Consider the following 21,669-nt stretch of genomic DNA (forward strand, 5'->3'; position numbering starts at 1 on the left):
ACGATGACCGAAGCGCGGCACGGCGGTGGATAGGGTTCGGGGATGCCGTCCGTCCTCTCGGTCCTGCGTCGTAACCGGAATTTCCGCAAACTGCTCTTGGCCGAGCTGATGGTCTTCGGCGTTGACTGGTTCGTCATGGTGCCGTTGCTGGTGCTCTTGCCGGCGTTGACCGGCAGCGGCGTGTGGGGTGCGCTGCTGCTGGCCATGGACACCGGCATCGTGGCGCTGCTGCTGCCGTACACCGGGGCGGTCGCGGACCGGTTCGACCGTCGCCGGATCATGATCGGAGCCAACATCGCCGCGCTGGTCGGCGTCCTGCTGCTGCTCGGCGTACGCGATGCCAACACCGCCTGGCTGGCGTTGGTCGGGATCGGGGTGGTGGCGGTAGCCAAGGCGTTCTACTCGCCGGCCGCCCAGGCCGCGCTGCCAAACGTGCTGGACCGGGACGAGTTGGCTGCGGGTAATGCGGTTGCGGGTTCGGCGTGGGGCACGATGACGATTGTCGGGGCGTCGCTGGGTGGTGTGCTGAGCAGCGCCACCGGACCGTACGTCGCCTTCTGGGTCGCCGCCGGCGGCCTGGTCCTGGCGGCGGTCCTGGCCGGGATGATCCGTCGGCCGCTGCAGGCTCCCCGAGATCGGGACCGGCCGGTACAGCCGACCTGGGCGGCTGTTCGGGAGGCGCTCGGCTACATCGGCCACCGGCCCCGGGTGCTGGCGTTGGTGACGGTGAAGTCGGCGGTCGGTCTCGGTAATGGGGTGTTGACGGTCTTTCCCCTGCTGGCAGCGACCTATGGGGCAGGCCCGATCGGTGCCGGTCTGCTCTTCGCGGTACGTGGGGCGGGGGCTCTGGTCGGTCCGATCCTGATGCGACGGGTCCTGGGCAACCGGGCCTGGCTGCTGCCGGGCCTGGCACTGTCCATGTCGCTGTACGGGCTGGCCTATCTGGGCACCTCGGTGGTGAACTGGTTCCCGCTGGTGCTCGCGTTGGTCTTTGTGGCGCACTTCGCCGGGGGCAGTAACTGGGTCATGTCCAACTACGCCCTCCAGGGCGAGGTCCCGGATCGGCTACGGGGGCGGGTCTTCGCCACCGACATGATGCTGGCGACCCTTGCCATCTCGGTGAGCCAGCTGGTGGTGGCATCGGTGATCGACGTGGTGGACGAACGGGTGGTGCTGGCCGGTGGCGGTCTGGTCACCCTGGTCTACGCGATCGGCTGGCGGGTGGCGACCCGCCGCCTTTCGCTGACCGGGCCGGTCGCCGATTCGGAGTCGGCGCTGCGCTGACCTGCCGAGGGTTCTCCGCCCGCTATCTTCCCGACAGTCGGGCCGGGGGCGGTGGTTTGGAACGTCGGTGCGCGGTCCTAGCATGAGCGCGTGTCCACTAACTTCAAGCCCGGTCCGGTCCGGGTGCGAGTCGCTGCCACGAGCGCCAATCTGGGGCCGGGTTTCGACGCCGTCGGGCTCGCCCTTGGACTCTACGACGACGTCTGTGCCGAGGTTACCGCTGACGGTGTCACCGTGCAGGTGGTCGGCGAGGGCGCCGGTGATCTGCCCAGCGACGAGCGGCACCTCGTCGTGGGCGCGATGCGGGCCGCCTTTGCCGAGTGCGGCAGCCAGCCAGCGGGGCTGGCGGTGGAGTGCGTCAATCGGATTCCCCAGGCGCGTGGCCTCGGCTCGTCCTCGGCGGCGATCGTAGCCGGGGTGCTGCTGGCCCGGGCGTTGGTGCGCGACGGGCGGCAGCGGCTGGACGACGCGGCCGTGCTCCGTCTCGCGGCCCGGCTCGAGGGCCACCCGGACAATGTGGCGCCCTGCCTGCTGGGTGGGTTCACCGTCGCGTGGACCGAGCCGGAGGGCGCCCGAGCGGTGTCGCTTCCGGTCGCCGCCGGGGTCCGGCCGACGGTGTTCGTGCCGACGGAGCGGGGGCTCACAGCCGCCGCGCGGGCCGCGCTGCCGGCCACTGTGCCGCACCAGGATGCGGCGCACAACGCTGGCCGGGCCGCCCTGCTGGTCCATGCGCTCGGTGCCGCGCCGGAACTGTTGCTGCCGGCCACGGTTGACCGGTTGCACCAGGACTACCGGGCCGAGAGCATGCCGGCGACGGCCGCGCTGGTTGCCGAGCTACGCGCGGCGGATGTGCCAGCGGTGGTGTCTGGGGCCGGCCCGACTGTGCTGGCGCTGCGCGATCCCCCCGCCGACCTGGAAACGGGGCCAGAATGGCAGGTTTGGTCGTTGCCGGTAGAGGTGCACGGCGCCCGGGTTGGGCGAGGTAGACTGGGACACGCGGAGCGGGATCCTGTTGCCGCAGGTCGGAAGAGTTGATTACGCTCTAGACTTAGCACAGCCGCGAAGCACGCGATTTTCCTACGGGTCGGCGCACCCCCGAAGCTGTCGGCGGTCTGCCCGTCACCCCTGCCTAGACACGCCGCACCGCAGTGCGCACCGGTCGCGGCAGACGGCGAGCCCGTCCTCATCACCTCGGTGAGTCGGGAAGGCGACCGGCTGCTGTGTCACCATCTCCCGCGACGCGTCCATGCGAGGCGGGTGCACCGAGGCCGCCCGGCCACCTGTTTGTCGATCCCGGGCAGTCCCGGCCTATCGAGGGAAGGATTCCATTGAGCGACACCACCGACGTGACGTCGGATGTTTCCAACGTCGCTGGCGATGCCACGACCGCTGCTCCCACCCGTCGTCGGCGTAGCGGCACAGGTCTGTCGGCGATGCTGCTGCCGGAGCTTCAGAGCCTGGCCGCGTCGCTCGGCATCTCGGGCACGGCTCGCATGCGCAAGGGTGAGCTGATCAGCGCGATCACCGAGCGCCAGAGTGGCGGGGCAGCCACCGGAACCCCTCGACCGCGGGCCGAGGTTGCGGCTGCTGCGACCCCTGCCCGGGGGGAGGTTCACGCGGAGGTCTGGGAATCGGGCGAGCGGCCGGAGACCGAGTCGCGTCCTGCCGAGTCGTCGACAACCACGCCGACCACGTCGACCACCGGCCGCGCCCGTGGCCGACGTGGTCGGGCAGTCAGTGAGGCCGGTGAGGCCCGCGCCGAGACGCGTACGGAGGGTGCCGAGGCCGGCGAACGCCGGGAGCGGGGTGAGGGCCGCGGTGGCCGGGACCGTGCCGACCGTGCCGACCGTGCCGACCGTGCCGACCGTGCTGAGCGTGCCGACCGTGCCGAGCGTGGCGACCGTGCTGAGCGTGCCGAGCGTGGCGACCGTGCTGAGCGTGCCGACCGTGCCGAGCGTGGCGACCGTGGCGACCGTGCTGAGCATGGTGACCGTGGTGACCGTGGTGAGCGTGGTGACCGTGCTCGGGGCGAGCGTGGCGACCGTGCCGAGCGTGGCGACCGGAACGACCGGAACGACCGGGGCCAGCGTGACAACGATGGCGAGGAGGAGAACGAGGGCGGCGGTCGGCGTGGCCGGCGCAGTCGCTTCCGGGACCGTCGGCGCGGCCGTGGCGACCGGGACGGCGATGGCGGTCGGGAGCCCCAGGTCAGCGAGGACGACGTCCTCGTCCCAGTGGCAGGCATCATCGATGTGCTCGACAACTACGCCTTCGTCCGCACCACCGGCTATCTTGCCGGGCCGAATGATGTTTACGTCTCGATGTCCCAGATCAAGCGGTATGGTCTGCGGCGCGGTGACGCGATCACCGGTGCCGTGCGTGCGGCGCGGGAGGGCGAGCAGCGGCGGGACAAGTACAACCCGCTGGTCCGACTGGACACCATCAACGGGATGGAGCCGGAGGAGGCGAAGCGCCGACCGGAGTTCTATCGCCTGACCCCGCTCTACCCGCAGGAGCGGCTGCGGTTGGAGAGCGAGCCGCACATCCTCACCACTCGAGTGATCGACCTGGTGATGCCGATCGGTAAGGGACAGCGGGCGCTCATCGTTTCGCCGCCCAAGGCCGGTAAGACGATGGTGTTGCAGGCGATCGCGAACGCGATCACCCACAACAACCCGGAGTGCCACCTGATGGTGGTGTTGGTGGACGAGCGCCCAGAAGAGGTCACCGACATGCAGCGGTCGGTGAAGGGTGAGGTCGTCGCGGCCACCTTCGACCGTCCGCCGCAGGACCACACCACCGTCGCCGAGCTGGCGATCGAGCGGGCGAAGCGGCTGGTTGAGCTGGGCCACGACGTGGTCGTGCTGCTCGACTCGGTGACGCGGCTCGGCCGGTCGTACAACCTGGCGGCGCCGGCCAGCGGCCGGATCATGTCGGGTGGTATCGACTCCACCGCGCTGTACCCGCCCAAGCGGTTCCTCGGTGCGGCCCGCAACATCGAAAACGGCGGTTCGCTGACCATCCTCGCCACCGCGCTGGTGGAGACCGGTTCGACGGCGGACACGGTCATCTTCGAGGAGTTCAAGGGCACCGGCAACGCGGAGTTGAAGCTGGACCGGAAGATCGCCGACAAGCGGACCTTCCCGGCCATCGACATCCACCCGTCCGGTACGCGCAAGGAGGAGATCCTGCTCGCGCCGGAGGAACTGGCCATCGTCCACAAGCTTCGGAAGGTGCTGCACGCGCTGGACTCGCAGGCCGCGCTGGACCTGCTACTGGACCGGCTCAAGCAGTCGCGGACCAACATCGAGTTCCTGATGCAGATTGCGAAGTCGACGCCCGGGGAGTGAGCCCCAGGTCGGCCCGGGGCGCGGCCGCGTGGGTCGTGCCCCGGCGCCGGTAACAGCGGCGAGACTGCGGCGGGTTGTGCGCGTACCCGGAACGGGACCGCCGGGGCGAATGCTCGGCGGCGGATCGGGGAATGCGGTGGTACGGGCCGACGTTTGCGCTGCCAGTGCCGCGGTTCGGCCCGCCTGCCGAGCCGACCTGCCCCCGTGGCAGACTGGTTAGTCGGCCACTGGTTCCGGTTCACGCCCGATCCGCGTACACCCGCGGCCGGGCGACCCGGCGACCACCAACGAGAGGACCGAGGCGACATGAAGCCCAACATCCACCCGGAGTACGTGACCACCGAGGTCGTCTGCTCCTGCGGTAACACCTTCACCACCCGCAGCACCGCCAAGGGCGGTTCCATCCACGTGGAGACCTGCAGCGCCTGCCACCCGTTCTACACCGGTAAGCAGCGCGTTCTGGACACCGCCGGCCGGGTGGCCAAGTTCCAGCAGAAGTACGCCAAGGTTCAGGCCAAGAAGGGCAAGTAACGCCCAACGCGGCGCCCGTGTCCGGTTTCCTGTCCGGGCGCGGGCGCTGTCCGTATTCCGCCCCGGTTCCGGGGCGTCGCCGTCCAGCGCCGTTGTCGAAGGAGTAGCTGTCCATGAGTAGCGAGCGTCTGGCCACCCTCCTGGACGAGTACGCGGAGCTGGAAGAGCGGCTGGCCGACCCGGCGATTCACGCCGACCAGAACCGGGCTCGCCGAGTCGGCCGCCGGTACGCGGAGCTGGTGCCGCTGCACAAGGCCGCCACCGAGCTGGCGCAGGCCCGAGACGACCTGACGGCGGCGAAGGAACTGGCGGCCGAGGATCCTGCCTTCGCCGCCGAGGCTGAGGCGATTGCGGCGACCCTGCCGGCGCTGGAGGAGTGCCTCGCCGAGCTGTTGATTCCGCGGGACCCACACGACGCCAAGGACGTCATCGTCGAGATCAAGGCGGGGGAGGGGGGCGAGGAGTCGGCGCTCTTCGCCGGCGACCTGCTGCGGATGTACACCCGGTACGCCGAGCGCTGTGGCTGGCTGGTCGAGGTGATCGACGCGCAGGATTCCGACCTGGGTGGCGTGAAGGATGTCTCGCTGGCCATCAAGAGCAAGGGAGTGCCGGAGGGCAGCAACGGGGTGTGGTCCCGACTCAAGTGGGAGGGCGGCGTGCACCGCGTGCAGCGGGTGCCGGTCACCGAGTCGCAGGGACGCATCCACACCAGCGCGGCCGGCGTGCTGGTGCTGCCGGAGGCCGAGGAGATCGACGTGACGGTCGACCCGAACGAGCTTCGGATTGACGTGTTTCGTTCGTCTGGTCCCGGTGGTCAGTCGGTGAACACCACCGATTCCGCGGTCCGGATCACCCACCTGCCGACCGGCATCGTCGTCTCCTGCCAGAACGAGAAGTCCCAGTTGCAGAACCGCGAGCAGGCGATGCGGATCCTGCGGGCCCGACTCCTGGCGGTGGCGCAGGAGCAGGCCGACGCCGCCGCCTCCGATGCGCGTAAGGCGCAGGTACGGACGGTGGATCGCTCGGAGCGGATCCGCACGTACAACTTCCCGCAGAACCGGATCACCGACCACCGGATCGGCTACACGGCGTACAACCTGGACCTGGCCCTGGCCGGAGAGCTGGACGGCGTGCTGGCGGCGCTGGCGGAGGCCGACCGGGCAGCCCGGCTGGCGGGCAACGCGGACCTGGGCCGCCGCTGACCCCACCGGCTCGCCCCGGTCGGTGGTCTGCGGGGCCGTCAGGAGGCGCGGGGGCGGGTCTTGGCGCGCAGCATCTCCCGGTCGGCGGTCTCGAAGGCGATGCTCAGGGCATCCTGTACGTCGGGACCGGTGGCGGCGACCTCGGCGAAGCCGATGCTGACCCCGACCGGAGTGCCGGGCACGAGGGATTCCCAGTCCTCGGTCCGCACGGCGGACCTGATCCGGCGCGCCACCTCCTCCGCCTCGGCCATGTTCGTTCCGGGTAGCACCACGACGAACTCGTCGCCGCCGTAGCGGGCCACGAAGTCGTTGCGCCGCATCACCCGGTTGACCACTCCGGCGACGCGCTGTAGGACCAGGTCGCCGGAGTGGTGCCCGTGGTACGTGTTCACCGCCTTGAACCCGTCCAGGTCGCAGACGCCGATCACCACCCGCTTCCCCTCGGCCATCACGGTGGCGATGTGCCGTTCCAGCCGGCGTCGGTTGGGTAGCCCGGTCAGTGGGTCGGTGAGTGCCTCTCCCTCGAAGCGGGCGGCCTCGCGGCGCATCTCCTCGTGGTCGATGCGGGCGGCGATTCCGTCGATGTAGACGTCTCGAAGTCGATCGTTGCGCTGCGCGGCGAGCCGGAATGCCCGCCGGTCGGCCCGGTGCGCGGCGACGTGTTCACCGGCCCGGCCGAGCGCGATGCTGCGGAGCCGATCGGGCTCGGCCGCGCCCAGGGTCTCGGTGGAGACCTGCACAGTGTCCAGCCGGGCAACCGCCTCGATCGGGCGGTCGGCCGTGATGGCCAGGCAGACCTCGCCGAGTTGGTGCATGTCTCGCGCGCGGGCGCTGTCGCCGCCGTGGCTCAGCAGTCGGGTCGGGGCGGCGTCCGTTCCCACCTCCAGCCGGTCACCCAGGGCGGCCTGCCGCGCTGCGGCGTAGCCGTATGCGGCGAGGCTGCTGGGGCGGAGCCGCCCGGCCTGTCCGCCGTGCAGGAACTGCGCCAGGTCGCTGGCGATGTCGCGGAGCACCCGCAGGCAGCCGTCGCTGTCGCCGGTGTGGTCCAGCGCCACGGCGTTGCGCAGTCGGATGCCGGGGGCGGCGAAGGTCTCGGCCGGGATGCCGGCGGCGAGCCCGAGCTGCCGGGCCCGTTCGATCGCACCCAGCGCGTATCCGTGGAAGCTGAGGTATGAGTAGGCCATCGCGAGGTCGTGCCAGCCCCAGGCGGTGTCCCGGTCGGGGTCCTCGACGGCACCCAGCGCGCGAGCGGCCCGCACCAGGTGCATGACACAGCGGTCCAGGGCGCCCTGGTGGTGGGCGGCGAGTGCGGCGAGCGCGTGGAGGTGTCCGTGCGGGTACGGCTCGGCGAGGTCCCGGACGGCGGTGGTGGCCTCCTCGATTGCCCGGGTGTACTCCGCGGTGCGGCCCAGGTTGACGACCGCGGAGAGACGTTGCACCAGGGCGTCGGCCCGGGCGTACCGGTCGTTGGTGGTGGCGAGCACGCCCGAGAGGATGCGGTATGCCTCGGCGGAGCGGCTCGACTCCTGTAGCCCGCGTGCCCGGGTCAGGGTGTCAACCTGGTCGCCGACCTGGTCCAGCCAACCCACCCACGACCTCCTGTCTGTGTGCGCCTGACCGCACCGGCTCGTGGTCGGTTGCGCAACGCCTCATGATTATGGCGTGAGCACTTTGTCGCAACAGCCGTCCGAAGGGACGAATCGGGAGCGACCCACCCTGGCGGTCGTCCGGGCCGCCCGGGTGCTGGCCGACGCCGGTGTCCAGGGGCCCCGGGGGGAGGCGGAGGTGCTGGTCGCGTACGTGCTGGGGGTGCCACGGGGCCGGCTGGCGCTGGCCGACGGGCTGAGCCCGGACCAGCGTCGCCGGTTCGACGCGTTGGTGGCTCGGCGGGCTGGCCGGGAGCCGTTGCAGCATCTCACCGGCAGCGCACCTTTTCGGCATCTCGACCTGGCGGTCGGCCCGGGCGTCTTCGTGCCTCGTCCGGAGACGGAGCTGCTCGCCGGCTGGGGCGTCGAGCAGGCACGCCGGGAGACGGCGCCGCTGGTGGTGGACCTGTGCAGCGGCTCCGGGGCGATCGCCCTGGCGGTGGCGCAGGAGGTCCCGGCGGCTCGGGTGGTCGCGGTGGAACGTTCCCCGGCGGCGCTGTCGTGGCTGCGGCGCAACGCGACCAGCCGGGCCGCCGCCGGGGATCGGCCGGTTGAGGTGGTGGTCGCCGATGTCACGTCGCCGGATCTGCTCGACGACCTCCTGGGCCGGGTGGACGTGCTGCTGTGTAACCCGCCGTATGTGCCGGCGGACGTGGTGGTGCCGCCGGAGGTCGGCCAGCATGATCCGGCGCCTGCGGTCTTCGCCGGCGCGGACGGGTTGGCCGTGATCCGGCCGGTGGTGCCCCGGGCCGCGCTGCTGTTGCGGCCCGGGGGTCGGCTCGGGATCGAGCACGACGACACGCAGGGCGCGGCGGTACCCGGGCTGCTGGCGGGGGACGGCCGGTACGACTCGATCGCCGACCATGCCGACCTCGCCGGCCGGCCCCGATTCGCCACCGCAACCCGGCGTCGGGACGCGGTGGACGCGCGAGGCTCCGGTGGCGCTGGCGGGTAGGCCGGTGAACTCGCCCACCTCTGGGGCGGGGGTGGGGCGCGTGTGTTCCGCGGCCCGGGTACGGCCGGCACACCGCCCGGAGGTGGGCGTGGCAGACTGCTGCTCGTGATGCTCTACGACTGCCGGTCGCCCGCCGACCGGGACCGCGGCATCGCGGCAGCCATCAAGGCGATCCGCGACGGCGAGTTGGTCGTCCTGCCAACCGACACGGTCTATGGGATCGGGGCGGATGCGTTCACTCCGCACGCGGTCAAGGCCCTGCTCGATGCCAAGGGCGGCCAGCCGGTGCCGCCACCGGTGCTGATCGGCTCCCGGCACACCCTGGACGGCCTGGTCTTCTCGTTGCCCACCGCGGCCCGTGACCTGGTGGCGGCGTTCTGGCCGGGTGCGCTGACCATCGTGGTGGAGCACTCGCCCAGCCTGCGCTGGGATCTGGGGGAGACCGCGGGCCGGATCGCGGTGCGGATGCCGTTACATCCGGTGGCGCTGGAGGTCCTCCGGGAGATCGGCCCGATGGCGGTGGCGTCGGCGAATACGGCTGGTCTGCCTGCGGCCACCACCGCCGAGGCGGCCCGCGGGCAGCTCGCCTACTCGGTGCGCACGTACCTGGAGGCGGGTCCGGCGGTGGATCCGGTGCCGAGCACGATCGTGGATCTGACCGGGGAGGTGCCCCAGCTGCTCCGCGCCGGTGCGATCGAGCTGGACCGGCTGCGCGATATGGTGCCGGACATCGTCTCGAAGCAGGTGGCCTGAGTGCTGCCGTTTACCGTTCTCCACGTCTGCATGGGTAACATCTGTCGCTCTCCGATGGCGGAGCGGCTGCTGGTCCTGGCTGTCCAGGAGCAGCTGGCCCGGCGCGGCGACGCCACACCTGGGCTCGCCGACGGGCTGGTGCACAGTCACAGCGCCGGCACCGGCGGCTGGCACGCCGGTGAGGAGATGAACCCGCCGGCGGCCCGACAGGTGACCGGGCGGGGCGGTGGCACCGACGGCTTCACGGCCCGCAAGCTGCGTTCGGAGCACATCGAGGGTGCTGACCTGGTGCTCACCGCGACCGCCGACCAGCAGGAGTTCGTGTCGGAGTTGCGGCCAGACGCGAGCTCCCGCACCTTCGTGTTGGGTGAGTTTGGCCGCCTGCTGCCCGCGGTGGACCTGGCTGGTCTGCCGGCGGCTGGAGCGAGCCCCACCGCCGTGTACGCGCGCGGTGTGGCGCTGGTCGAGGCGGTTGACGCCGTTCGGGCGGGGGCCGGGCCGCTCCCCGCGGACGACCTGGATGACCCGTGGGGTCGGGGCGACCAGTGTTTCGGCCGGGTCGCGGACGAGGTCGAGGAAGCGGTGCGTCCGCTGGCGGCGGTGTTGTTGCCGTAACCCGCCCGGGTTACCCAGCAGCGGAACGAGGCGGACAAGAGGCGCATTCGGGTCATTCTTGACGGGTCCTGCCGGCTCCTGCGGGGAGAGCTGATGACCCGGGCACACCTGAACAAGCTGATGACAGTCCTGCTCGCCGGCCTTCTGGCCGGTCTCGGGCTGGCGGTGGCGGCCTTGCCCGCCGCGCTGGTGTACGGAGTAGGCCTCTCGGCGCTCGCCGCGCCCTACACGGAGCTGCCGAACACCCTGCGGACGCCGCCAACCCCCCAGCGGTCCAACCTGTACGCCAACGACGGCAGTACGTTGATCACCTCCTTCTACCAGGAGGACCGGGTGGATGTGCCGCTGCACGAGGTGGCCCCGGTGATGCGTCAGGCGATCCTCGCCGCCGAGGATGCCCGCTTCTACCAGCACCGGGGGGTGGACCTGCGCGGCGTGGTCCGGGCGTTCACGGCCAACCAGCGTGGCGGTGCGGTCCGGCAGGGGGCCTCCACACTGACCATGCAGTACGTCCGCAACGTTCTGGCCAGTGATCCGCGCCTGACCGAGGAGCAGCGTCGGGCCGCCACCGAGGTCACCTCCGCCCGCAAGGTGCAGGAGGTGCGGTACGCGTTGGCCCTGGAGCGGGAGCTGAGCAAGGACGAGATCCTCGCCCGCTACCTCAACATCGCGTACTTCGGCGCCGGCGCGTACGGAGTGGCGGCCGCGAGTAGGCGCTACTTCACCAAGTCGCCGGCGGACCTGACCCTGGCCGAGGCGGCGTTGCTCGCCGGGCTGGTCCAGTCCCCGCACACCGACGACCCACTCAATGGGGACGCCGATGCCGCATTGCAGCGCCGGGGGTACGTGCTGGACCAGATGGTCGAGGCCGGTCAGCTCGCGGCGGACGAGGCGGCCCGGGTGGCGGCGCAACCGCTGCGGCTGCGCCCCACCGAGACGCCGAACGACTGCGCGGCGGTGCCGGCGGAGCAGAACGACTGGGGCTTCTTCTGCGATTGGTTCACCCGCTGGTGGAATTCGCAGGAGGCGTTCGGATCGACGGTTGACGAGCGGCAGCTCGCCCTGCGCCAGGGCGGCTACGAGATTGTGGCGTCCCTGGACCCGGCGGTGCAGCAGGCAGCGATCGAGCAGGTGCAGCAGATCTACTCGGCGAACCACCGGTACGCGCTGCCGACCGCCGTGGTCCAGCCCGGTACCGGACGGGTGCTCGCCATGGCGGTCAACCGCACCTACGGCGTGCAGCCGAACCCGGTCGGGTGGAAGAACCGCCCGAACACGGTCAACCAGCTGGTCGCGGGCGGCGGCGCGATCCAGGGCTATCAGGGCGGGAGCACGTTCAAGCTGTTCACACTCCTGGCCGCGGTGGAGGCTGGGCTGCCGTTGAACACAGTCTTCGACGCGCCCGACCGGATCGTCACCCGCTTCCCGGTCAGCGGGCCGGCGAGCTGTGACGGGAGGTGGTGCCCCCGCAACGCCAGCTCGTCGGTCGACGGTGAGCACACCATGTGGAGCGCGTTCGGGAAGTCGGTCAACACGTACTTCGCCTGGTTGACCGAGCGGGTCGGTGCGGATCGAGTGGTGGAGATGGCCGAGCGGTTGGGCATCGTGTTTCGGGCGCCCGGTGACGAGCAGCTGGCCCGGCACGGTGCCCGCGCGTGGGGGCCGTTCACGCTGGGTGTATCGGCCACGACTCCACTGGATCTGGCGAACGCGTACGCCACCATCGCGGCCGAGGGGCGATGGTGCGCGCCGCTGCCGGTGGTGCGGATCACCGATGCGGCCGGGCGGACGGTCGCGGCCGGGTCACCGGACTGTCGGCAGGTCGTGGCCCGGGATGTGGCCCGGGCCGCGGTGGACGCCGCGCGCTGTCCGGTCGGGGACCAGTCGATGTACCGGGGCTGTGAGGGGGGTACCGCACCGGAGCTCCGCTCCCAGCTGGGACGCCCGGTCGCCGGCAAGACCGGTAGTTCGGAGGGGTACGGCACGGAGTCCATCGTCGCCGTCACGCCGCAGCTCGCGGTGGCGGCGATCGCCACCAACCCGGACGACCCGCGCGATGCGGTGGGGCACGCGGTCCAGGCGCGGATGGCCGACGGGGTGGCGGAGCTGATGTCCATCGCTCTGCGGGGGCAGCCGATTCGGGACTTCGTCCCGCCGAGCGAGGTAACCGCCTTCGACGTCACCCGTGCCCGGACCGGGGAGTAGGAGCCCGCGCCCGGGGCGAACGTTCGTGCCGGTGGGCCGCGTGCTCTCGCCGGTGCGGGTGTGCGTTCTCGCCGGTGGGGCGCGGGTGCTCGGCCGCGGGGCGGGCCTCGCCCGCCGGTGTGCCCGGTCGCACCGCCGCACCTGGCGTCGCGCGGCCACCGGCGGGGGGAGCAATAGACTGTGGTGCTGTGAACACCGAGACGACGCCGACCGCCCAGGAGCGGGACGACGACCAGCCGCGGGCGACCGATCCGGCCGCGGGCGAGCCAGGCGCGATTCGCGCGCGGCTGCCCTACCTGCGACTGCCCCTGGCCGCGTGTGCCCTCCTCGCGGTCGCCGCGGTACCGGTCGCGGCGGTGCTCCGGGGCACCACCTCCGCGGTCGCGGTGGCGGCGGGGATCGCGCTCGTTGTCGTGAGCTACCTGGTCTCCGGGCTCTCGGTGGCCTGGGCGGACGCGGTCAGCCCGCAGCTGATCATGTCGGTTGGGCTGGTCACCTACGTCACGAAGATCGTCGTGCTGGGCGTGGTGATGGCGGCGGTCGCCGCGACTGGTTGGGCCGGGCTGCCGGATATGGGGGTGGCCATCATCGCCGCCGTCGTGGTCTGGACAGCCGCCCACCTGACCTGGGCGCTGCGCGCTCCGTTGCCCACAGTGGACTCGTCGGCACGGAGCTGAGTGGCGGGCGGGCGGGCGCAGGTGTACGACTGGCGTTAGCTCGACGTTTTGATGTCCTGTGCGGTGTGTCGGACAGGAGTAGGCTGGCCCGGATTGATGCGCCAGCCGCCGCCCGCACGCCGCCCTGCAGTGTGGGGGGTGCCGCACACTCCTGCAAGCTACGGCTGATAATGTACGCGTCGTAATGGCCGACAACCCAGACCGCGAACCGTCCGACGCGCACTCGTCGGAGGGTGTAGCGGGTGCCGTGCTTGGCTACCTCCTCGCCGGCATCCTGGTCTGGGGATTTCTCGGCTGGTTGGCAGAGGGCTTCCTCGGCGTGCCGACCGGCGTGGGGATCGCCGTCGGCATGATGCTCGGCGCTGCCGTAGCGATCTACCTGATCATGAAGAGGCTCGGTGCCTGAGTGTCGGCACGCGCCGGTCTGTCGAGTGTGGAGGATGACACGGTGAGCGGACAGCTGGTCGTCGCCCAGGACCTTCCCTGGCCCCCCAGCGTCAATGACTTCTACCCGCCAGCGGTGGCTGGACCGTGGGTCACGAAGTTCACCCTCATGGTCTGGCTGGCCGTCGGGCTGGTGATCATCTTCTACATGGCCGCCTACCGGAACCCGAAGCTGGTCCCCAGCAAGGGGCAGTGGCTGGCCGAGTCGGTCTACGGGCTGGTGCGGGACAACATCGCCCGGGAGCAGATGGGTAATGCCGGAATCCGGTTCGCCCCCTACTTCACGGTGCTGTTCAGCTTCATTCTGATCACCAATATCTTCAGCATCGTTCCCGGGCTGCAGATCTCGCCGAACTCGCACATCGCCTTCCCGATCGTGCTCTCCGCGATCTCCTACGTGCTCTACCTCGCTGTCGGGGTCCGCAAGCACGGTCTCCTCAAGTACCTCAAGATGAGCCTGATCCTGCCGGGCGTGCCGTGGCCGATGCACATCCTGCTGGTCCCGATCGAGTTCCTGCAGAACTTCGTCGTGCGGCCGGTTACCCTGGCCCTCCGGCTCTTCGCCAACATGTTCGCCGGTCACCTGCTCCTGCTGGTCTTCACCGTCGGTGGCTTCGTGATGCTGTCCGCGGACAACCTCTTCGTTCAGGTGACCTCGGTCTTCTCCTTCGCGATGGCGATCGTGATGGCCTTCTTCGAGGCGCTGGTGGCCGTGCTGCAGGCGTACGTCTTCGTCACGCTGACCGCCAACTACGTCGGCACCTCGCTGGCCGAGGAGCACTGAGATCCCGCTCGGCGGGCTGCCCGGCCCGACCAAGCTTCTGGTAGAAACCCCGAACGCGTGAGACCTCACGTGTGAGCTAGGAGGAATACCCGCAATGGACGTTCTCGCCCTCGAAGGCAGCATCAACACCGTCGGCTATGGCCTCGCCGCCATCGGCCCCGGTATCGGTGTCGCGCTGGTCTTCGCGGCCTACATCCAGGCCAGCGCCCGCCAGCCGGAGTCCGCCGGCTTCAACCGCACCTGGCTGGTCCTGGGCTTCGCCCTGGTCGAGGCGCTCGCCCTCTTCGGCCTGGTGCTCGCCTTCGCCGTCTGACGAGTACCCGTCCCCGACCCGGAGGTCTGACATGTATCTCGCCGCCGAAGGGCACAACCCGATCTTGCCGATCTGGCAAGAGCTTGTCGTCGGGACCATCGCCTTCGCCCTACTCGTCTTCGTGCTGCTGAAGTTCGTCATGCCGCGCATGGAGACGATGTACCAGGCGCGGGTGGACGCGATCGAGGGCGGCCTCAAGCGCGCCGAGGCTGCTCAGGCCGAGGCCAACCAGCTGCTCGAGCAGTACCGGGCCCAGCTGGCCGAGGTGCGCACCGAGGCGGCCCGGATCCGGGACGACGCCCGGGCCGACGCGGAGGGCATCCGGCAGGACATCCTCGCCAAGGCGCGGGAAGAGTCCGACCGGATCATCGCCGCGGGCAAGGAGCAGCTCGTCGCCGAGCGGACCACCATCGTGCGCGAGCTGCGTACCGAGGTCGGCACGCTCGCGGTGGACCTGGCCAGCAAGATCGTTGGTGAGTCGCTCGCCGACGAGGCACGCCGCGCCGGCACGGTCGACCGGTTCCTGGACGGTCTCGAGAGCGCGGGGGCCCGCTGATGCAGGCCGCCACCAGCCGGGAGTCGTACAAGATCGCGGCCGACCGCCTCGACGAGTACGTCCGGGGCGCGGAGTCTTCGGCGGTGTCCGCCACCGCCGAAGACCTTCTCTCCGTCGCCGATCTGCTCCGGCGTGAGCCACGGCTGCGCCGGGCCCTCGTTGACCCGGCCCGCTCTGGTGCGGACCGGGCCGACCTGCTCGCCGGAATCCTCCGCGGGAAGGTCGGCGGGGACGCGCTCGACCTGCTGACCACGCTGGTCTCCCACCGTTGGTCGGCCCCGTCGGAACTCCTCGACGGTGCCGAGCGGCTTGGTGTGGCCGCGCTGCTGGCCGCCGCCGACAAGGCGGGCGACCTCGGTGAGGTCGAGGACGAGCTGTTCCGTTTCGGTCAGGTCGTGGCCGGCCAGTCGGCGCTCTCCAACGTGCTGTCGGACCCGGCGGCCCCGGCCGCGCAGCGGGCCACCCTCGCCGGTGAGCTGCTCGCCGGCAAGGCCCGCCCGGTCACCGTCCGGCTGGTCGAGGTGGCGCTCGGCGGGTTCGGCGGGCGCTCCTTCGTCGGGGCGCTTACCCGGTTGGTCGAGCTCGCCGCCGACCAGCGGGACCGACAGGTGGCGTACGTGACTGTCGCGGCCCCGTTGGGTGCGGAGGAGGAGCAGCGCCTGGTCGCCCGCCTCTCCGCCATCTACGGTCGCGAGGTGACCGTCAAGCAGTCGGTCAACCCCGAGGTCCTCGGTGGGGTCAGCGTCCAGGTCGGCTCCGACCTGTACGACGGCACCGTCCTGCGCCGCCTCAACGAATCCCGTAACGCGCTCGCTAAGCGCTGAGCCGGAACTGCCGCGCCAGCGCCTGACCAGACGTCATTCGGACCGGTCGGTACTAGGTATCCCGGGCCCCTGATACTTAAGGAAGCAGAGGATGGCCGAGCTGACCATCTCGACGGAGGAGATCCGCGGCGCGCTGGAGCGCTACGTCTCCTCCTACAGCGCCGACGTGTCCCGCGAGGAGGTCGGCACCGTCGCTGACGCCGGCGACGGCATCGCCCACGTCGAGGGCCTGCCCTCGACCATGACCAACGAGCTGCTCGAGTTCGAAGACGGCACGATCGGTGTGGCGCTGAACCTCGACGTCCGGGAGATCGGTGTCGTCGTCCTCGGCGACTTCGCCGGTATCGAGGAGGGGCAGCGCGTCAAGCGCACCGGCCGGGTGCTCTCGGCCCCGGTCGGCGACGCCTTCCTCGGCCGCGTGGTCAACGCGCTCGGCGAGCCGATCGACGGCCTCGGCGACATCCCGAACGAGGGCTTCCGGGAGCTGGAGCTCCAGGCCCCGAACGTGATGTCCCGGAAGTCGGTCGACGAGCCGCTGCAGACCGGCATCAAGGCCATCGACGCGATGACGCCGATCGGCCGGGGCCAGCGCCAGCTGATCATCGGTGACCGGAAGACCGGTAAGACCACCGTCGCCCTGGACACCATCCTCAACCAGCGGGACAACTGGCGCTCCGGCGACCCGAAGAAGCAGGTCCGCTGCATCTACGTCGCCGTCGGCCAGAAGGCCTCCACGATCGCCTCGATCAAGGGCGTGCTGGAGGAGGCGGGCGCGATGGAGTACACCACCATCGTGGCCTCTCCGGCGTCCGACCCGGCTGGCTTCAAGTACCTCGCCCCGTACACCGGCTCGTCGATCGGGCAGCACTGGATGTACGGCGGCAAGCACGTCCTCATCGTCTTCGACGACCTGAGCAAGCAGGCCGAGGCGTACCGGGCCGTGTCGCTGCTGCTGCGTCGCCCGCCGGGCCGTGAGGCGTACCCGGGTGACGTCTTCTACCTGCACTCCCGGCTGTTGGAGCGCTGCGCGAAGCTCTCCGACGAGATGGGCGGCGGCTCGATGACCGGTCTGCCGATCATCGAGACCAAGGCGAACGACATCTCGGCGTTCATCCCGACCAACGTCATCTCCATCACCGACGGCCAGATCTTCCTGGAGACCGACCTGTTCAACCAGGGCGTCCGGCCGGCGATCAACGTCGGTACCTCGGTCTCCCGGGTAGGCGGCGCCGCGCAGGTGAAGCCGATGAAGAAGGTTTCCGGCTCGCTGCGGCTGAACCTGGCCCAGTACCGTGAGCTGGAGGCCTTCGCGGCCTTCGCCTCGGACCTGGACAAGGCCTCCCGGGCCCAGCTGGAGCGGGGTGCTCGCCTGGTTGAGCTGCTCAAGCAGTCGAACTACTCGCCCTTCCCGGTGCAGGATCAGGTCGTCTCGGTCTGGGCCGGTGTCGAGGGCAAGCTGGATGACATCCCGGTCGGCGAGATCCGTCGCTTCGAGTCCGAGTTCCTCCAGTACCTGCGGCACAAGCACGAGGGGATCCTCGCGCAGATCGCGGACGGCACCTGGGGCGACGACGTCCTCGCCTCCCTGGACGCGGCGATCAGCGACTTCAAGAAGCTCTTCCTGGGCAAAGAGGACGAGCGGCGGATCAACGAGCCGGCCGCCGAGCCGCTCGCCGGCGCGGAGGAGCGGGAGACGGTTACCCGGTTCCAGGACGAGCCGACCGACCGTCCGGCTGGAAGCTGACCGATGGCCGCCCAGGTACGCGTACTCCGCCAACGCATCCGCGCGGCGAAGTCGATGAAGAAGATCACCAAGGCGATGGAGCTCGTCGCGACGAGCCGGATCGCCAAGGCCCAGGAGCAGGTGGCGGCCTCCCTGCCCTACTCTCGGGCCATCACCGAGGTGCTCACGGCGCTGGCGTCCAACACGCGGATCAACCATCCGCTACTCACTCCCCGGGAGCGGGTGCGGCGGGCCGGCGTGCTGCTGGTCACCAGTGACCGGGGTCTGGCCGGTGGCTACAGCTCCAATGCCATCAAGACGGCGGAGTCGCTGCTCGCCCGGCTGCGCGCCGACGGCAAGGAGCCTTCGCTCTACGTCATCGGTCGCAAGGGCGTGCAGTACTACCGGTTCCGCAACCGGCCGATGACGGCGTGCTGGACCGGCTTCTCGGAGCAGCCGACCTTCGCCGACGCCCGCGAGGTGGGTGAGACGCTGATCAAGGCGTTCACTGCCGGTGTGGACGACGGTGACGGGGACCCGGGGCTGGACGGGGTCTTCGGTGTGGACGAGCTGCACATCGTCTCCACCGAGTTCAAGTCCCTGATGACCCAGGTGCCGGTCCCGAGGATCCTTGGACCGATGGAGATCGAGGACCGGCCCCGTTCCGAAGGTGCGCTGCCGGCCTACGAATTCGAGCCGGAGGCGGAGGCGCTCCTCGACGCGCTGCTGCCGAAGTACATCAACACCCGGATCTACGCGGCGTTGGTCGAGTCGGCGGCGAGTGAGTCGGCGTCCCGGCGGCGGGCGATGAAGAGCGCCACCGACAACGCCGAAGAGATGATCGAGAAGTACACGCGCGAGATGAACTCGGCCCGCCAGGCCGGGATCACCCAGGAGATCAGCGAGATCGTCGGCGGCGCGAACGCGCTGGCCGCGTCGGGAAGTGAAGTGTGATGACTGTTTCCGCTACTGCTGATGGGCCGGCCGGCACCAACGCGGCCACCGGTCGCGTGGTCCGGGTCATCGGCCCGGTCGTCGACGCCGAGTTCCCGCGCGACGCGATGCCGGACCTGTTCAACGCCATGCACGTCGACGTGACCCTCTCCGGCGGCGAGAAGACGCTGACCCTGGAGGTCGCCCAGCACCTGGGGGACAACCTGGTCCGCGCCATCTCCATGCAGCCGACCGATGGCCTGGTCCGCGGGGTTGAGGTGCGGGACACCGGTTCGCCGATCACGGTGCCCGTGGGTGACACGGTCAAGGGCCACGTGTTCAACGCGATCGGCGAGTGCCTCAACCTGGAGCCGGGTGAGACGCTCAGCCCGGACGACCACTGGCAGATCCACCGCAAGGCCCCGGCCTTCGCGGACCTGGAGCCGAAGACGGAGATGCTGGAGACCGGCATCAAGGTCATCGACCTGCTCGCCCCGTACGTCAAGGGTGGCAAGATCGGCCTGTTCGGCGGCGCCGGCGTGGGCAAGACGGTGCTGATCCAGGAGATGATCACCCGCGTTGCCCGGAACTTCGGTGGTACCTCGGTCTTCGCCGGGGTGGGTGAGCGTACCCGTGAGGGTAACGACCTGATCGCCGAGATGACCGAGTCCGGCGTGATCGACAAGACCGCGCTGGTCTACGGCCAGATGGACGAGCCGCCGGGCACCCGTCTCCGGGTCGCCCTCTCCGCGCTGACCATGGCGGAGTACTTCCGGGACGTGCAGAAGCAGGAGGTGTTGCTCTTCATCGACAACATCTTCCGGTTCACCCAGGCCGGCTCCGAGGTCTCCACGCTGCTCGGCCGGATGCCGAGCGCGGTGGGCTACCAGCCGACGCTCGCCGACGAGATGGGCGAGCTCCAGGAGCGGATCACCTCGGTCCGGGGCCAGGCGATCACGTCGCTGCAGGCGATCTACGTGCCCGCGGACGACTACACCGACCCGGCGCCGGCCACCACCTTCGCCCACCTGGACGCGACCACCAACCTGGAGCGTTCGATCTCCGACAAGGGCATCTACCCGGCGGTGGACCCGCTGGCATCTTCGTCCCGGATCCTCGCCCCGGAGTTCGTCGGCCAGGAGCACTTCACGGTGGCCACCGAGGTGAAGCGAATCCTGCAGCGCTACAAGGACCTGCAGGACATCATCGCGATCCTGGGTATTGAGGAGCTTTCCGAGGAGGACAAGCTCACGGTCGGCCGGGCGCGTCGGATCGAGCGCTTCCTGTCGCAGAACACCTACGCCGCTGAGCAGTTCACCGGCATGAAGGGCTCGACGGTCCCGATCAAGGAGACCATCGAAGCCTTCAAGAAGATCAGCGAGGGCGAGTACGACCACTTCCCCGAGCAGGCCTTCTTCATGTGCGGTGGCCTGGACGACCTGGAGCGTAAGGCCAAGGAGCTGATGGCGGAGGGCTGAGTGCCCCGCTGCGGCTACCGCCGCAGGTCGCGCGAGTAGCGGCGAAAGGCCGCCCTGGTACACGCCGGGGCGGCCTTTCCGTGCATCCGTTGCCGCAGTTCCGGTCGCTGATGCCCTTTCGCCAGTCGGTGATCTTGAAGGGTGGCGAGGTACCGTTTCACGCGCGTCGTGCTGACTGTGCGCCCATTCGTGCAATCATTCGCTGACGTACGCCCGTCCCGATAGACGTTGACGAACGGAGATGATCGTGGGTAAGGCCGGCAAAGGCGGCAAGAAGAAGCCGTCGGTGTGGGCGGGCGTGCCGCGGTGGGCCCAGGTGTGCACCGTCTTCGGCGCCGTCTTGATGTTCGTCAGCGGCGTGGCCCTGGTTGGGGCCGAGGCGCTGGTGGCGCGGTACGAGGGCGCGGTGGGCAAGGCGGACCTGTTCGGAGACCAGGCGGCGGGAGCCAGTGAGCGCACGAGCGACATCAAGGGCCCGCTCAACATCCTGCTCGTCGGCGTTGACCCCCGCAAGGAGACGCAGCTACCCCTGGCCGACTCCATCATGGTGCTGCACGTGCCGGAGGGGCTCGACCAGGCCTACCTCTTCTCGATGCCCCGGGATCTCTACGTCCAGATTCCCGCCTTCGACAAGGCCGGATTCCCCGGCAGTACGGACAAGCTCAACGCGGCGATGTCCTACGGCAGCCGGGTGCAGGGGGAGAACCCCAGCACGGCGCAGGGCTTCGAACTGCTCGCCAAGACGGTCCAGTCAATCACCGGGATCCAGCGGTTCGACGCCGGGGCGATCATCAACTTCGGTGGCTTCATCAAGATTGTGGATGCGATGGGTGGCGTCACGATGGACATCGAGCAGGAGGTGCGCTCGAGGCATCGCCGCCCCGACGGCACGCACCGGGAGCTGCGCCCCGGCGGTGGGGGATACATCGGTGAGCAGGCGGTCTACCCGGCGGGAGAGCAACTCCTCGAAGGCTGGCAGGCGCTGGACTACGTTCGTCAGCGCTACCCAGAGAACGGTGTGGATGACGGTGACTACGGCCGCCAGCGGCACCAGCAGCAGTTTGTCAAGGCAATGGCGAGTCAGGCCCTCAGCGCTGATGTGGTGACCAACCCGATCAAGCTGGACCGGGTGCTCCGGGCCGCCGGTGAGTCACTGGTCTTCAACGGCCGGGGGCACAACGTGATTGACTTTGGCCTGGCCCTGAAGGACCTCCGGCCGGGCAACATCCAGATGATCAAGCTGCCGGGTGGTGCCATCTTGGATAACGGGAAGTACAAGGGCGAGCGCTTCGTGCCGGCCGTTTGGGACTTCTTCCAGGCGCTGCGGGACGAGCAGCTCGATGCGTTCCTGTTGGAGCATCCGGACTTCCAGAACAAGAGCTGACCGCATCGGTGC

General features: G+C 70.0%; 20 protein-coding genes. 19 read left to right on the forward strand and 1 reads right to left on the reverse strand.

Going from position 1 to position 21,669, the window contains the following annotated elements; all coding sequences use genetic code 11:
- Positions 1–42 precede the first annotated feature (42 nt).
- The 5 genes from K228_RS0109995 to prfA all read left to right on the forward strand — a co-directional run bounded on the left by K228_RS0109995 (position 43) and on the right by prfA (position 6,367).
- Positions 43–1,284 carry an MFS transporter gene (locus K228_RS0109995; RefSeq protein WP_025618320.1) on the forward strand — a complete coding sequence of 414 codons (1,242 nt, stop codon included), beginning with the start codon at positions 43–45 and terminating at the stop codon, positions 1,282–1,284.
- A gap of 90 nt (positions 1,285–1,374) precedes the next feature.
- Positions 1,375–2,319: a homoserine kinase gene (gene thrB, locus K228_RS0110000; RefSeq protein ID WP_025618321.1), complete on the forward strand. Its 945-nt coding sequence runs from the start codon at positions 1,375–1,377 to the stop codon at positions 2,317–2,319.
- A 293-nt stretch (positions 2,320–2,612) separates the two neighbouring features.
- Positions 2,613–4,634, forward strand: a complete 2,022-nt coding sequence (gene rho, locus K228_RS0110005) for a transcription termination factor Rho (RefSeq protein ID WP_080671568.1) — start codon at positions 2,613–2,615, stop codon at positions 4,632–4,634.
- Positions 4,635–4,940: 306 nt separating this feature from the next.
- A complete protein-coding gene (gene rpmE, locus K228_RS0110015; RefSeq protein ID WP_025618323.1) occupies positions 4,941–5,165 on the forward strand; it encodes a 50S ribosomal protein L31 in 225 nt (74 codons plus the stop codon).
- Between the two features lie 113 nt (positions 5,166–5,278).
- Positions 5,279–6,367, forward strand: coding sequence for a peptide chain release factor 1 (gene prfA / locus K228_RS0110020; protein ID WP_025618324.1), 1,089 nt, complete (start codon positions 5,279–5,281; stop codon positions 6,365–6,367).
- Between the two features lie 38 nt (positions 6,368–6,405).
- On the opposite strand, the gene K228_RS0110025 is transcribed toward prfA, so the two are convergent.
- Positions 6,406–7,956: a GGDEF domain-containing protein gene (locus tag K228_RS0110025; RefSeq protein ID WP_025618325.1), complete on the reverse strand. Its 1,551-nt coding sequence runs from the start codon at positions 7,954–7,956 to the stop codon at positions 6,406–6,408.
- A 73-nt stretch (positions 7,957–8,029) separates the two neighbouring features.
- On the opposite strand from K228_RS0110025, the gene prmC reads away from it, so the two are divergent.
- From prmC to K228_RS0110095, 14 genes are all read left to right on the forward strand, one after another.
- A complete protein-coding gene (gene prmC / locus K228_RS0110030) occupies positions 8,030–8,968 on the forward strand; it encodes a peptide chain release factor N(5)-glutamine methyltransferase (protein WP_025618326.1) in 939 nt (312 codons plus the stop codon).
- Positions 8,969–9,076: 108 nt separating this feature from the next.
- Entirely contained in the window at positions 9,077–9,721 is a 645-nt protein-coding gene (locus K228_RS0110035; RefSeq protein ID WP_025618327.1) for an L-threonylcarbamoyladenylate synthase, read from the forward strand.
- On the forward strand, positions 9,722–10,336 hold the full coding sequence (locus K228_RS0110040; protein ID WP_025618328.1) for an arsenate reductase/protein-tyrosine-phosphatase family protein: 615 nt from the start codon (positions 9,722–9,724) through the stop codon (positions 10,334–10,336).
- A gap of 93 nt (positions 10,337–10,429) precedes the next feature.
- On the forward strand, positions 10,430–12,541 hold the full coding sequence (locus tag K228_RS0110045; protein WP_025618329.1) for a transglycosylase domain-containing protein: 2,112 nt from the start codon (positions 10,430–10,432) through the stop codon (positions 12,539–12,541).
- A 188-nt stretch (positions 12,542–12,729) separates the two neighbouring features.
- Positions 12,730–13,218 (forward strand): hypothetical protein, encoded by a 489-nt coding sequence (locus K228_RS0110050; protein WP_025618330.1) that lies wholly within the window; start codon positions 12,730–12,732, stop codon positions 13,216–13,218.
- Between the two features lie 184 nt (positions 13,219–13,402).
- Positions 13,403–13,624, forward strand: coding sequence for a hypothetical protein (locus K228_RS0110055; protein ID WP_025618331.1), 222 nt, complete (start codon positions 13,403–13,405; stop codon positions 13,622–13,624).
- Positions 13,625–14,446: a F0F1 ATP synthase subunit A gene (atpB, locus tag K228_RS0110060; protein ID WP_025618332.1), complete on the forward strand. Its 822-nt coding sequence runs from the start codon at positions 13,625–13,627 to the stop codon at positions 14,444–14,446.
- Positions 14,447–14,540: 94 nt separating this feature from the next.
- Positions 14,541–14,759: an ATP synthase F0 subunit C gene (gene atpE / locus K228_RS0110065; RefSeq protein ID WP_018745782.1), complete on the forward strand. Its 219-nt coding sequence runs from the start codon at positions 14,541–14,543 to the stop codon at positions 14,757–14,759.
- A gap of 31 nt (positions 14,760–14,790) precedes the next feature.
- Entirely contained in the window at positions 14,791–15,315 is a 525-nt protein-coding gene (locus K228_RS0110070; RefSeq protein ID WP_018252192.1) for a F0F1 ATP synthase subunit B, read from the forward strand.
- Positions 15,315–16,139, forward strand: a complete 825-nt coding sequence (locus K228_RS0110075; RefSeq protein WP_025618333.1) for a F0F1 ATP synthase subunit delta — start codon at positions 15,315–15,317, stop codon at positions 16,137–16,139. Before K228_RS0110070 ends, K228_RS0110075 begins: the two co-directional genes overlap by 1 nt.
- Positions 16,140–16,230: 91 nt before the next feature.
- On the forward strand, positions 16,231–17,883 hold the full coding sequence (gene atpA / locus K228_RS0110080) for a F0F1 ATP synthase subunit alpha (protein WP_025618334.1): 1,653 nt from the start codon (positions 16,231–16,233) through the stop codon (positions 17,881–17,883).
- 3 nt (positions 17,884–17,886) lie between these two features.
- Positions 17,887–18,816 (forward strand): F0F1 ATP synthase subunit gamma, encoded by a 930-nt coding sequence (locus K228_RS0110085; protein ID WP_025618335.1) that lies wholly within the window; start codon positions 17,887–17,889, stop codon positions 18,814–18,816.
- Positions 18,816–20,273, forward strand: a complete 1,458-nt coding sequence (gene atpD, locus K228_RS0110090) for a F0F1 ATP synthase subunit beta (protein ID WP_025618336.1) — start codon at positions 18,816–18,818, stop codon at positions 20,271–20,273. The genes K228_RS0110085 and atpD overlap by 1 nt, the downstream gene beginning before the upstream one ends.
- A gap of 241 nt (positions 20,274–20,514) precedes the next feature.
- Positions 20,515–21,657: an LCP family protein gene (locus tag K228_RS0110095; protein ID WP_025618337.1), complete on the forward strand. Its 1,143-nt coding sequence runs from the start codon at positions 20,515–20,517 to the stop codon at positions 21,655–21,657.
- The last annotated feature ends 12 nt before the right edge of the window (positions 21,658–21,669 follow it).

Source organism: Salinispora cortesiana (assembly GCF_000484695.1).
GTDB classification, from domain to species: Bacteria; Actinomycetota; Actinomycetes; order Mycobacteriales; family Micromonosporaceae; genus Micromonospora; species Micromonospora cortesiana.